The following is a 12,472-nucleotide window of genomic DNA, read 5'->3' on the forward strand; positions in this document are numbered from 1 at the left end:
GAGGCGGAAAGGGAAGGGCACTTGGACGCACGGCGCGAACGTCTCGTCCTCGCCGCGGTGTCGGCGGGGCTGGCGCTGCTGGTGTTCCTGCCGGTGCTCGGACGCGGCTTCGTCCTGAGCTACGACATGGTGTTCGCCCAGCGTCAGTCGCTGATCCCGGACGCGCTCGGCCTCGGTTCCGCGCTGCCGCGATCGGTCCCCGCCGACGCCGTGATCGCGCTCGCGACCGCACTCGTTCCCGGCGACATAGTCCAGAAAATCGTCTTGTTCCTGGCGCTCTTCGGAGCGGCATACGGCGCAGCGCGGCTGGTCCCGACGGAGCAACTCGGTACGCGCGTCGTCGCCGCCACCGGTTACGCGTGGACGGCCTATTTCGCGGAGCGGTTGTTCATCGGGCATTGGCCGCTCCTGCTCACCTACGCGTGCCTCCCGTGGATCGTGCGCGCCGCGCTTTCCCTGCGCCGGAACGAACCGAAGGCGCTCGCGCGGCTGATCCTCGCCTGCGCCCCCGCGATGCTCACCCCACCCGGCGGAGTGCTGGCCGCGCTCACCGCGATCGCGCTGGCCGGACCGCGGAAACTGGGCCACACCCTCGGTCTCGCCGTCGTGCTCAACCTGCCGTGGCTCGTGCCGACGTTCCTGCACGACGGCGGGACGCTGTCCGATCCCGCCGGGGTGGCCGCGTTCAGCGCCCGCGCGGAAAGCTGGGGCCCGGCCATCCTGAGCGTGCTCGGGCTCGGCGGGATCTGGAACGGCGACGTCGTTCCCGGCAGCCGGGGCGCGCCGATGGCGCCGGTGCTGATCCTCGTCACGGTCGCCGTGGCCTTGGCCGGGTTCCGCCCGCTGGCGCGGAAGTGGGGCACCCCGCCGGCGAGAGCGTTGCTGCTGCTGGGGGTCCTCGGTGTCGTGCTCGCCGCGCTGGCGACCTTGCCGTTCGGCGAGCCCGTGCTGTCCTGGGCGATGGGGCACGTGCCCGGCGCGGGACTGCTGCGGGACGCGCAGAAATGGGTGGCCTGGTGGGCGCTTCCGGTCGCGCTCGGCTTCGCGCTCGCGGTCGAGGCCGCCACCGCGCGTCTGCGGACCGGGGCGGCGCGTGGGGCGCTCGTCGTGGCCGCCGCGCTCTTTCCCTTGCTCACCATGCCCGATCTCGCGTGGGGCGGCTGGGGAAGGCTCGAAGCGGTGCGCTACCCGGACGACTGGACCGCCGTCCACCGGGTGCTCGCCGAAGACGACCGGCCCGGCGACGTCGTCGCACTGCCGCTGTCCACGTTCCGGAGTTTCGCCTGGAACGACCAGCGGACCCAGCTGGACCCGGCGCCACGTGCACTCCCCGAGACCGTGCTCGTCGACGACACACTGCGGGTCGGCGGCGAGGAGATCGCCGGCGAGGATTCCAGAATGGACCGTGTCCGTGCGGCGAAGTCGCCGGAAGACCTGTCGGCGGCCGGAATCGGCTGGATCCTCGTCGAACACGGGACGCCGGGGCGGGTCGATCCGCGGTTGCTGACCGGCGCGGAACCGGTGTGGTCCGGTGATTGGCTCACGCTTTATCGCACTCCCGGTGAGCCCGCCGTGACCGGGACGCGATCACCGGTTCCCGTGCTGCTGGCAAACGGAGTAGCGCTGGTGACGATCGCGGCCGCACTGTTGTGCCTCAAGTTACCGGTGCGTACATTGAGCCGACGCAGGAATTCCCTGTCGCGGAAGGAGTAGGTCTTGGGCACCCTCATCGGCGCGGCCGCCGCCGTCATCATCGGGCTCGCAACGGCCGCAGGGGGGAGTTACGCGCTGACGAACTCCGCCGATCCGGACGCCGCACCCCAGGTGCAGGCGAAGATCAAGGAGCAGTTCAACCCGAACTCGAGCCCCGAGCACGTCATTTACGGTAACCGCTGAGCCGGTGTCCGAGCTCGCTTCCGACCACGCCGGCCGGGTCGTCGGGCTCTACGGCGACCCCACCGTTTCCTGGAGCATCCTCCTGGAAGCGAGGCTGTCTTCGGCTCTGACGCCGGAGAAGGCGCGGATGCGGCTGGCGGTCGCGGTCGAGGAACGGCCGTGGCTGGGCGCCGCGCCGGACGTCGAAGCCGTTCGGGGCGAAGAACTTCCGGCAGTCCGCGATCGGTTCGCCGAGGCGGCGTACGAACGCGGTGCCCCGCTGCTCCGCGTCGCCGTCGGCACCGACGAACCGGTCGTGCTGATCGCCGCGCACCACGGCGCGCTCGACGGTCTCGGCCTGCTCGCCGTCCTCGGTCTGGTCCTCGACGTCCCGATTTCGTCCGCCGCCAAGGGGATCGGCGCCCGCACGGCGGACCGATCCTTTCTCGTGTCCGCCTTCCAGCGGCTCGCTGAAGCGCTTTTCGCGCCCCCGGCGAGAATCACCCCGGAACGGGCTGAAAGCGGCCCTGGGGACGTGTTCAGCGCCAGGATCCTCCCGCGCTCACGGTTCGGGTCCTCCGCCTTCGCCGCGGCCGCCGCGGATTTGACCGAGACGTGGAATGCCCGGCACGGCGAGGAAACCGCCCGCGTGGTGGCCGCGGTCGGCGCGTCGTGGCGGGGCGGCGCCGCCCCGGAACCCTTGCACGACAGCGCGTTCTTCCGGTTGCGGCTCGGCGGGAAACCCACGGTCGCCGAAGTCGGCGCGCTGCTGGCCACGCAGCCGCCGGAGCCCGATTTCCCCGCCCGCAGCAGCCGGATCGCCCGGCTGGGCACCCGGCTGCTGGCGGGCAGGCTCGGTTCGACCTATCTCGTTTCCAACCTCGGCGTCGTTTCGGCGGCGGACGCGGTCACCTCGATCGCGTTCTATCCCGCCGCCAGCGGCCGCTCAGGCGTGGCGTTCGGCGCGGTGACCGTCGGCGAGACGAGCACCGTCACCGTGCGCGCACGCCGCAAGGACTTCGACGACGCCGCCACGGCCGACCTGGCCGACGGGATCGTGGAAGCCCTGCGAGGTCAGGACCCTGGGATGGGGGATGGCCACCCCGGCCACGTCGCGCACGAGTGATTCGAAGCGGTTCACGCTGTGCTCCCAGTCGAAGAGGCCGGCCCACGTGACGCCGGCCCGGCCCATCTCGGTCCGCCGTACCCGGTCGGCGAGCAGCTTGTCCACCTGCGCCGTGAAATCGGCGAAGTCGTCGGCCAGCAGACCGGTCTTGCCCTCCACAATGGACTCGGCCACGCCACCCGCCGCCCGGTAGGCCACCGACGGCACGCCGTGCGCGGCGGCCTCCATGATGACGATGCCCCAGCCCTCCTTGACCGACGGGCACAGGTGCAGCCAGGAGCGTTCCAGGATCTCGTGTTTCTCGTCCTCGTCCACCCACCCGTGCAGCCGCACACGGTCCTCGACGCCCCTGTCACGGGCGTGCTTGCGCAAGACCTCCTCCCACGGGCCCTGGCCCACGACCTCCAGCTTCAGCGTCGGCCAGCGCCGGGACAGTTCGGCGACGACGTCGATCGCGTGCTCGATCCGCTTGTGCGGCACCAGCCTGCTGACCGCGACCAGCGTCGGTTCGGTCTCCCGGACGGCCTTGCCGCGCGGGGGAGTGTCCAACCCGTTGGGGACCACGGTGATCCGCGAGCCTTCGATGCCGAGGCTCGCCAGTTCGCCCTTGGTGATCTCGGAAACCGTGACGTAGCGGCAGTGGCGGAACAGCCACGGCGCCAGCCGTGACTCGATCCACCAGCCGATGCGGCCCAATGTCTCGCCGAGCGCGCTGATCCACTGTTCCTTGTGGACGTGGTGCACCAGCACGAGGACCGGGCAGCCCGCGACGAGCCTGGCGAAGAACGGCATCCCGTTCTGCACGTCGACGACGAGGTCGGCGTGCGCCTTCCGGATCGCCCGGAGCGCGTGGAGGTAGACGCCGAACTTGTTGCCACGGCGGCGATAGCGGACGCCGTCGCGCCATTCCCCGGCGTTCGCTCCCGGGTACGCCGCGCACTGGATCTCCACCCGGTATCCGGCTTTGGCGAGCCCTTCGGCCATCCGCTCGACGTACCGCTCGGAGCCGCCGCCCTCCGGATGCCCGGTGTCGCGCCAGTTGACGAGCAGCACACGTGGCCTTTCCATCGTGGTTCTCCCAACCTGTTAGCGACAATGCTAGGTTACCGGTGCGTACACGGTAGATGAATCATTCTCGGAAAGCGATGGTTCGATGGTCGGTAATCGGTCGGTGACCCCAGCAACGATGCCTCATCGCGCCACCTTGCGCAGATCGGTCACGTTGTTCCGGGCTTTTCTCACCGAACAGACGGATCCGGACGGTTTCTACTCGGTGCTCGCCGAAGACTCGGTCCGGCAATTGGCGCAGCACACTCCGTTGAACGGCCGAACCATCGTCGACGTCGGCGGCGGTCCCGGCTATTTCTCGGACGCGTTCCGTGCCGCCGGAGCCACCTACCTGGGCATAGATCCCGACGTCGGAGAGCTGACGGCGCGAGGCGAGGCCGGGGAGAACATGGTGCGCGGCAGCGGGACGAAACTGCCCGTGCGCACCGCTTCCGTCGACGTCTGCTATTCGTCGAACGTCCTCGAACACGTTTCCGAACCCGAGGTCATGCTGGCCGAGATGTGCCGGGTGACCAAACCCGGCGGAACGGTTTTCGCCTCGTTCACGCCGTGGTATTCACCGTGGGGTGGGCACGAGACGGCGCCGTGGCATTTCCTCGGTGGCCACTACGCCCGGCGGCGTTATACCGAAAAGAACGGAAAGGAGCCGAAGAACAAATTCGGCGAGAGCCTTTTCGCCTTTTCGGCCGGCGCGGCCATCCGGTGGGGGAAGGCCGCGCCGCTCGCCGATCTCCAGGAGGTCTACCCGCGCTACCACCCCTCTTGGGCCCAGTGGATCGCGCATGTCCCGGGTGTCCGGGAGATCGCGTCGTGGAATCTGGTGATGGTGCTGCGCAAGCGTTAGTGGCGCGAGGGGGCGCGGCGGCGCTTCGCCAGCAGGAAGACCCCGAGGGTGAGGAAGGCCGCACCGGCGATCCCGAGCACGATCGGCCCGGTGCTCCCGATGAAGTCCAGCTTGCCCTTGTTCTCGTCGACCTGCTTGACCATCGCGTCGACGGTCGCGTCGGTGAAGGCCAGTTTGCCGTCGAAGACCACCGTGGGGGTGGGATTGGCGGCCGACCGCAGTTCCTGGTGCGACTGCTGTTCCTGCTTGACCTGGATACCCGTCACCGGCTCGATCCAGCTCGTGATGGTGCCCTGGTAGAACTGGCCGGCTTCGACGGAATCGCCGGTGGCACCGATGAGCGAGCCCGGCACCTTCTTCGTCGAGATCTTCGTGTCGGGGATCTCCTGGACGAACTTGTAGACCTCGACACCCTTGATCTCTTCGACGCCCTTGAACCGGGCCTGGACGGCGCGGCCGGTGTTGTCGTCGTAGACCTGGTAGTCCTTCTGCTCGGTGTCGAAGGGGAACTTGAAGTTCAGGCCGGGCTGCGGCTTGTACTCCTGGACCTCCTCGGGCTTTTCGTTCTCCTTCTCGGCCTTCTCCTTGAGTTTGGTGACGAAGCTGCTGTTGGCCGAGCACTTCGCCTCTTGGTCGCCGCCCGGCGGCACGTACCCTTCCGCGGTGCGGCGGTCGAAACAGACCTGGCGCTTGCTCGCGCTGACGACGGTCTGGTCGCTGGTGTCGACGACCGACACGGCCATCAGCCACACCGCGACGTCCGTGCCCTCTTGCATCTCCGGCGGCGCGAAGTTCGCCACCACGTGGGCGGTCGCCTTCAGCTTGGCGTCGTCGCGGATCTCCGTGACGGTCTTGTCGCCCACCTTCTTCACCGCGAGCACCTTCGACGCGGTGCCTTCGAGGACCGACGTCGATTCCTGGTTCAGCGGCACCTTGGCGAGTTCGGGTTTCACGTAGGTCGGCAGCAACACCGCGCCGGCGACGGAGAACACCCCTAGGGCCAAGAAGATCAGGCTCAACGCTCGACGCAACGGTCCTCCTGGTGAGACCACGGAAACATCCACATTACCCATCGGTAATCAGTCGCCAGATACTGGCCCGCGCGCCGGTCGGCGTCAAAGGTGTGACCGACGGTCACAGGCACGCCGTGCGACCGGAAGGTGGTACCGGCGCCGCCATTCGGCGCAGTCAGCCAAACATGTTTGTTCCCCGGAACAACGTGATGGGGACCACCATCGGACGACTTCCGGTGCGTGGAAAGGAACTCTGTGCCGCAGGACCCGAACGATCGCCGCGCGCTGGACATCGGCGCGTACTCGGATTCCATCACCGACGTCGAGCTCCGCGACGCCGTCGCCGATGTCGCCGCGCTGCTTTCGTTGCACGGCAACGTGATTCGCGATCTCGACGCCAGGAGATCACGGTGGCGTCCCGGACGGCGGTCGCCGCATCCCGACATCGTCCTGTCCGCGGCCGGACGCCGTCCACAGTGGACGAGATCCGCGAATCCCGAAGTGACCCTGCCGGTCGCCACGACCTCGCGTGGCCGGACGCTCGCGGTGCGGCTCACCGCGCGGCCCGGTCTCGGGCACACGCTGCTGGACCTCGCGAGGATCATCGACGCCGACATGGCGCCGGAAAGAACGGTCTAAGAGTCCGTCAGGCGGACCGCTTCGAGCGCGACGTAGAGTTCGCCGACATCGACAGGGTCGGACAGGTCGCGCCGCGTCAGCTCCTGCACTCGGCGCAGCCGATAGCGGACCGTGTTCGGGTGGACGATCAGCCGGTCCGCGGCCTCCTTGGCCGAACCGTGCCCGGCGAACCACGCGATCAGCGTGTCGAGCAGGACCTGCCGTTCGGGCTTGGGCAGCACGAGCAGCCCGGTCAGCACCGAACGCAGCACGTCCCGCGACATCTCCGGCGCGCTCGCGACCAGCGTGGTGACCGGGGAGTCGCCGAACACGGCGACACCGGCGGCACCGGTGGCCAGCGAGCGGCGGGCGATCCGGGCCCGGTGGACGGCGTCCGGCACTTCGAGGAATCCGTTGAACGGCCTGCTCATCCCCGCCGCCAGCGGCAGGGTGCCCAGCAGGTCGCGCAGCCGCCGCACGTCCTCGACGCGGTCGATCACCACGAGCCCGACCTCGGCGCCCGGCCGCCAGGCCGACTTCCAGCGCCGTGCCCGCAGCAGTGCCTCGACGCCGGGCCGCTCCTCCGGCTCGACGGCTTCCGTCACGACGGCGACGAACGTGCCCGCGGCCGGGAGGCCGAGGTCCTTCGCGGCGTTCTCGAGCTCCGGCTGGGTGGCGAACCGGCCCTGCAGGAGACCGTCGAGCAGGGCGAGCTTCTCCTGGGAGAGTTCGGCGGCGACCTCGCTGTACGCGGTGGTCAGTGCGTCGGAATAGAGATCGATGGTCTTCCACACGTTGGAGTTGATCTCCACCGTGCGCGCCGGGTTGATGAAGCCGGGGCCCGCCAGTTCCAGCAGGCGCTCGTAGACGAAGATCCCGCCGATGCGGAACGCGCGGAGCACGGACGGCAGCGGGATACCCTGCCTGGCCTGGGCCAGCCCGGTCTTGCGGGCCGCGTCGAGCGGCAGGCCCCGCCCTTCGACGAGCGCCGTCAGCGCCCGCTCGAGATTCGCCCGGCAGACCTTGCGCAACTCGTCCGGCGCGGTGCTGTCCACCTGGTGATAGAACTCGTCCTCGTCGCTGAGCAGCTGGGCGAGACGATCACTGAACTCGGGCAACCGGGTGAGCATCGCCTGCATGAGCACACGCTGCTCCCGGGGTGCGGGAGTAGCGAGAGCTTCGGTGCCCATCCGTCAACTCTAACCCGATGGAGCGGCCGCTTTTTATCACGATGCGACGAAAGGGCGGTTTCACGGGCTGAGCGCGGTTGACAACCTGCGCAGGGTTTCGCGGGCTCGCCGCAGGTCATCGAGGGTGACACCGCTGTCGTCGAGCACGTCCCCGCGCCGGGTTTCGCTCGCGTCCCAGAGCCGCTTCAGCAGCCGCTCGCCCTCGGGGGTGATGGCGTACAAGGCGGAGCGGCGATGGGCGGGATTGGGCCGCGCGCACAGTTCGCCGGCTTCGGTGAGGTCGTCCACGACGCGCTGGACGGCTTGGCGGACCTGGCCGAGCCGTCGCGCGATGGCGGGGACGGCCAGTGGTTCTTCGGACACCGTGCTCAGCACGTGCCAGCGGGCGACGGTCGTGCCCTGCCCGGCGGCCTCCCGCTCGCTGATCCGGCGGCTCACTCCCGCCAGCTCGTAGACGTCGGCGATCAGCAGCCGGTAGTCGTGGACGAGCTCGCTCATGGTTGACAGCATACTGTCAAAGTGCCCATTCTGGCCGCATGGACGTCGCCGAACAGATCGCCGCCGTGTTCACCGCCGCCGGACCACGCCCCGAACTCGCCGCACGGCTGAGCGTGTTCGAGCCGCTGATCGGCAGCTGGGACCTGGTGGTGCACAACCACGCCGAGGACGGGAGTGTCCGGACCGTCGACGGGGAATGGCATTTCGGCTGGGCGCTCGACGGCCGGGCGCTGGCCGACGTGTGGATCAGTCCCGCACAGGCGAGCAGGACCGGCGGCGCGGACGGGGAGTGGGGGATGAGCCTGCGCTTCTACGACGAGAAGATCGACGCGTTCCGGTCGACCTGGCTCGGCCCCGGCAACGGCTGGGTGATCCCGTTCCTCGGCAAGCCGACGGAGGACGGCTTCGAGATCGAGGCGGACACCGACGGCGTCCGGCGCCGGTGGATCTTCTCCGAGCTGACCGCCACGAGCTTCTCCTGGCGGGCGGAGGAAACGCTGCCGGACGAGGACCCCTTCGTCCGGCAGCGTTTCGAGGCCACTCGCGCGCTCAGTGGTTGATCTTGAACCACGGCTGCGACCAGCCGAGATAGGTGTAGTTCCAGGCGTTCTTGATCTCCGAGATGGTGGTCTCGGTGAAGCTGCCGGGACCGTGGATGTCGTTCGACAGGAACTTGCCGCCGCCGATCGAGATCATGGTGTGTCCCGTGCCGCCGTTGCTGAAGAACGCGAGCCCGCCCGCGGGGACCTGGGTGTCGCCGGGGTGCTTGTACGAACCCGGGATCTGGGTCCAGTGCACGTAGGCCGTTTCCGAACCGCTCGCGGTCCAGCCGTAGGCCCACGAGTTGATCCGGTCGCACCAGCGGTAGTAGTTCGGGTCGTTGTTCGTGTGCACGTGCGCCTTCGCCCACGCGACGGCTTCGGCGCAGGTCCTCGGGTTGCCGGTGCCCGCGGTGGAGCAGGACAGGGTGCTGCCGGCGCAGTCCGGGGCGACCCGGCCGTCCGAGCCGGTGTAGACGTAGGCGTCGCTGATGTAGCCGCCCTTGGACGGCACGTAGTCCCAGATGTCGGTGGTGCCGTACTTCCCGGTCACCGTCGTGCCGTTCGTCTGGCAGTCGATCGTGACGGCGGTGCCGCTCGCGACGGTGCCGACCGAACTCGCGCTCGTGCTCGGGCTCGACCGCACGGTCACCGCCACCCCGGAGTCGGTGTTCACCGTGCCCGTCGCCGCGAGCGCCTCGCCCGCCCCGCCGAGCATGATCGCCCCGGCCAGCGCGATCGTGCCCACGGCGCCTCTGGCGATCCTCGATCGGATCTTCATCTGTGTCCTCCAGTGGTTTCCCCGAATAGGGGGCCAGGATGGAGGAACGTCGTACAAGCGCCGTACAAGAAAACGATCGTCCTCAGTGGACTGTTCTATACCGGGACGAGCTCCGGTTCGGGGATTTGCCCGATGATCGGGACATCGCTCGCGTATCGGGCGTTCCGCTCGGTGAGCAGGACCCGGAGCCGGGCGAGCGCCCGGAACTGGGCCGCGCGGACCGCCCCCGCGCTCGGCAGGCCGAGCCGTTCCGCCGTCTCCTCGGCCGAAAGCCCGAACACGAACCGCAGCGCGAGCACCTGCCGGTGCGGCATCGGCAACCGCGCCAGCAGGACCCCGGCCTGCAACCGGTGCTCCAGCCGTTCGATCTCGTCCGGATCGCGGCGTGCCCACGCCGTCAGCCCGTCGCCGATCTCCGGCACGCAGGCGACCGGTTCGCGGGAACGGCGCCGGTGCAGGTCGGCCACCTTGTGCCCGGCGATCCCGAGGACGAACGCGAGGAACCGGTCCGGGCGGTACCGGTAGCGGGGCAAGGCGATCAGCATCGCCTGCAACACCTCCTGCGCGCAGTCCTGCGCGTCGCAGGCCCCCGTTCCGGCGGTCCCGAGCCTGCTCGCGCAGTAGTGGAACACGTGCGGGGAAAGGAAACGGGTCAGCTCCCGGAGCGCGTCCGGGTCACCGGCCACGGCCGCCCGGACCAATCTGCTGTCCGGGTTGGGCAGCCGTCCCGCCGTGTCGGCGGCACGGGAGTCCGCGGGTACCGTCGAGGGCGCTACCTCGTCCAAGTCTGCACTCCTGGTTCGGGGGAACTGGCCGCCAAGGTGCGCCCGTCATCGGGGGCCGGGACTTCGTGCGCGGTTGTCCAGCTTGCCGTTCCGTGCAGGGGATGTCCATACGACGGGCCGGAAGTCATCCGAACCGCGCAATGTCTACTATGGACTGTTACCTGGCGATACCTTGAGACAGGACAGCACCGGGGGATAGGCCGTCGTGTCGGTGCTGAGGAGATCCGCCGTCCAGACCACGCAATGCGCGAGCACCTGGATCCGCTGATCGAGATCCGCGTTCTCGCAGGCTTGCCCGATCTGGTCGGCGCAGGTGTCCCGGTCGTCGCGGACGCTGGCGGCGATGGCGCGGACGATCGCGGCCACCCCGGGGTCGAGGCGGTCGGGCCGGACCGTCATCCCCGCGTGATCCCGCAGGCGCAGCGTGAACGGTTCGCCGATCCGCAGCGAACGGCGGCGATCCTTGGCGGCCAAGGAAAACGTGTCGACCAGCCGTCCGACGACGTCGTTGAGCGCCGGTCCTCGCCGGGTGGAGGAGGCGGTGGACACCAGTGCGGTGGCGAGCCGGTCGGCTTCACCCGATCTGGTGAGCGATAGGAGATCGCGTGCGACGGTGTGCGCACGTTTGGCGGTGGATGTCATGTCTGGCCCCTCGTTCGGTGTGCCGCCTCCCGATACCCCTCAGGTCGCGGGCTAAACCTGAGGGGGTGTCGGATTGGCGCGAGCGGGGGCGCGGATTGCGCCGTTCGGCTCACTTCACGGACCGGGAACGCAGGGCGCGGCGTGAGGGGAGGCGTGACTCGCGTGATCAGGGACGTGACTCGCGTGATTGGAGGCCGCACTCGGGTGTTCCGCCCCCGATCACGCGAGTCACGCCTTCGATCACGTGAGTGCGGTGCCACGGCCTCGTGAGTGGTAAGGACGGTTAGAGCCAAGGGTGTCTTAAGTACCTACGCGGAGCGCGGCTGCGGCTGATCCAACCTGCGTCAGTAGGAACTAGCGGAGTGGTGTGGGCTGAAGGCTCCCTTCACCGAGTCTGACGCGACGAAAGGAGCCTTCGCCCCCGGCCGGCTACAGGGAGCGGTGGTTCGGTCGCAGATGCCGCCTCGTGAGTGTTTTGGGTCGTTAGAACAACCCAAAACACTCACGACCCCTCCGCCGCCCACTTGACCAGCGCCTTCTAACGCGTGAGCAGGTCTCGAAGCGCCTTCGCCACCTCCGGGGGCGACTCCTCGGCCATGAAGTGACCCGACGTGACCGTCCGGTGGTCCAGGTCCGTCGCCCACGCCTGCCAAAGCGCGACGGCGTCGTAGCCGAGCACGGCGCCCCAGTCCTGCTGAAGCACGGTGAGCGGCATCGTGAGGCGGTTGCCGGCCGCGCGGTCCGCCTCGTCGTGCGCGATGTCGATGCCCGCCGACGCGCGATAGTCGGCGACGATGGAGGGCACCGCGTTCCGTGACGCCTCCAGGTACGCGGCACGGACATCGGCCGGGATCGCGTCGCCGTTCCGCGTCCACGCGTCGAGGAAGTGACCGAAGAACGCGTCCGGCGCGCCCGCGATCAGCTGTTCCGGCAGTCCGGGCGGCTGAGCCATCAGGTAGAGGTGGAAGCCGACCGCGGCGCCGGCGCCGTGCAGCACGTCCCACATGTCCAGCGTCGGCAGCACGTCGAGGATGGCGAGGTGGCTCACCTTGTCCGCGTGGTCGAGCCCGGCCCGCAGGGCAACCAGCGCGCCCCGGTCGTGCCCGGCGAGGGCGAACCGATCGTGGCCGAAGGCCTTCGCGACGGCGACGACGTCGGCCGCCATCGACCGCTTCGAGTAGGTCTCGCCGGTGTCGGCGGGCTTGTCGCTTTCGCCGTATCCTCGCAGGTCAGGGCAGAGGACGGTGTGGTCGGCCGCCAGATCCGCCGCGACGTGCCGCCACATGAGGTGGGTCTGGGGGAAGCCGTGCAGCAGCACGATCGGGCTGCCCGTCCCGGCGACGGCGACGTCGAGTGCCACGCCGTCCGCGACGGGCACACGCTGGTAGTCGAATCCGGTGATGCGCATGGGTACCTTCCTGGTCGTTCCGTGACGACCGCCAGCGTTCCCGGCCCGAATCAGCACCCGGTCAGCGACGACCGAGCGGCCGGGG

Annotated in this window: 13 protein-coding genes; 5 read left to right on the forward strand and 8 right to left on the reverse strand. The window is 69.2% G+C overall.

Annotated elements, in window-relative coordinates:
* Positions 1-21: 21 nt before the first annotated feature.
* Both ACSMFO_RS32825 and ACSMFO_RS32830 read left to right on the forward strand, forming a co-directional pair.
* Positions 22-1,713, forward strand: a complete 1,692-nt coding sequence (locus ACSMFO_RS32825; RefSeq protein WP_436461671.1) for a hypothetical protein — start codon at positions 22-24, stop codon at positions 1,711-1,713.
* 3 nt (positions 1,714-1,716) lie between these two features.
* A complete protein-coding gene (locus ACSMFO_RS32830; RefSeq protein WP_037348252.1) occupies positions 1,717-1,896 on the forward strand; it encodes a hypothetical protein in 180 nt (59 codons plus the stop codon).
* Between the two features lie 925 nt (positions 1,897-2,821).
* Here ACSMFO_RS32830 and ACSMFO_RS32835 read toward each other — a convergent pair.
* Positions 2,822-4,054 carry a glycosyltransferase family 4 protein gene (locus ACSMFO_RS32835; RefSeq protein WP_436461715.1) on the reverse strand — a complete coding sequence of 411 codons (1,233 nt, stop codon included), beginning with the start codon at positions 4,052-4,054 and terminating at the stop codon, positions 2,822-2,824.
* Between the two features lie 133 nt (positions 4,055-4,187).
* On the opposite strand from ACSMFO_RS32835, the gene ACSMFO_RS32840 reads away from it, so the two are divergent.
* Positions 4,188-4,913 (forward strand): methyltransferase domain-containing protein, encoded by a 726-nt coding sequence (locus ACSMFO_RS32840; RefSeq protein ID WP_436461672.1) that lies wholly within the window; start codon positions 4,188-4,190, stop codon positions 4,911-4,913.
* Here the strand turns inward: ACSMFO_RS32840 and ACSMFO_RS32845 are convergent.
* Positions 4,910-5,944: a DUF3068 domain-containing protein gene (locus ACSMFO_RS32845; protein WP_436461673.1), complete on the reverse strand. Its 1,035-nt coding sequence runs from the start codon at positions 5,942-5,944 to the stop codon at positions 4,910-4,912. The two genes, ACSMFO_RS32840 and ACSMFO_RS32845, sit on opposite strands and share 4 nt — an antisense overlap.
* A gap of 237 nt (positions 5,945-6,181) precedes the next feature.
* Between ACSMFO_RS32845 and ACSMFO_RS32850 the strand changes: the two genes are divergently transcribed.
* Positions 6,182-6,565: a hypothetical protein gene (locus ACSMFO_RS32850; protein ID WP_038511688.1), complete on the forward strand. Its 384-nt coding sequence runs from the start codon at positions 6,182-6,184 to the stop codon at positions 6,563-6,565.
* Here ACSMFO_RS32850 and ACSMFO_RS32855 read toward each other — a convergent pair.
* Positions 6,562-7,734: a PucR family transcriptional regulator gene (locus tag ACSMFO_RS32855; protein ID WP_436461674.1), complete on the reverse strand. Its 1,173-nt coding sequence runs from the start codon at positions 7,732-7,734 to the stop codon at positions 6,562-6,564. The genes ACSMFO_RS32850 and ACSMFO_RS32855 overlap by 4 nt on opposite strands.
* 60 nt (positions 7,735-7,794) lie before the next feature.
* Entirely contained in the window at positions 7,795-8,232 is a 438-nt protein-coding gene (locus tag ACSMFO_RS32860; RefSeq protein ID WP_436461675.1) for a MarR family winged helix-turn-helix transcriptional regulator, read from the reverse strand.
* 38 nt (positions 8,233-8,270) lie between these two features.
* Between ACSMFO_RS32860 and ACSMFO_RS32865 the strand changes: the two genes are divergently transcribed.
* Positions 8,271-8,792 carry a hypothetical protein gene (locus ACSMFO_RS32865; RefSeq protein WP_436461676.1) on the forward strand — a complete coding sequence of 174 codons (522 nt, stop codon included), beginning with the start codon at positions 8,271-8,273 and terminating at the stop codon, positions 8,790-8,792.
* Here the strand turns inward: ACSMFO_RS32865 and ACSMFO_RS32870 are convergent.
* From ACSMFO_RS32870 to ACSMFO_RS32885, 4 genes are all read right to left on the reverse strand, one after another.
* Positions 8,782-9,552 carry an SH3 domain-containing protein gene (locus ACSMFO_RS32870; protein ID WP_037348265.1) on the reverse strand — a complete coding sequence of 257 codons (771 nt, stop codon included), beginning with the start codon at positions 9,550-9,552 and terminating at the stop codon, positions 8,782-8,784. The genes ACSMFO_RS32865 and ACSMFO_RS32870 overlap by 11 nt on opposite strands.
* A 95-nt stretch (positions 9,553-9,647) precedes the next feature.
* On the reverse strand, positions 9,648-10,337 hold the full coding sequence (locus ACSMFO_RS32875; RefSeq protein ID WP_436461677.1) for a sigma-70 family RNA polymerase sigma factor: 690 nt from the start codon (positions 10,335-10,337) through the stop codon (positions 9,648-9,650).
* 147 nt (positions 10,338-10,484) lie between these two features.
* Entirely contained in the window at positions 10,485-10,979 is a 495-nt protein-coding gene (locus ACSMFO_RS32880) for a hypothetical protein (protein WP_436461678.1), read from the reverse strand.
* A 538-nt stretch (positions 10,980-11,517) separates the two neighbouring features.
* A complete protein-coding gene (locus tag ACSMFO_RS32885) occupies positions 11,518-12,387 on the reverse strand; it encodes an alpha/beta fold hydrolase (RefSeq protein ID WP_436461679.1) in 870 nt (289 codons plus the stop codon).
* Positions 12,388-12,472: the final 85 nt, after the last annotated feature.

The organism is Amycolatopsis sp. w19 (assembly GCF_051373225.1).
Lineage (GTDB): Bacteria > Actinomycetota > Actinomycetes > Mycobacteriales > Pseudonocardiaceae > Amycolatopsis > Amycolatopsis japonica.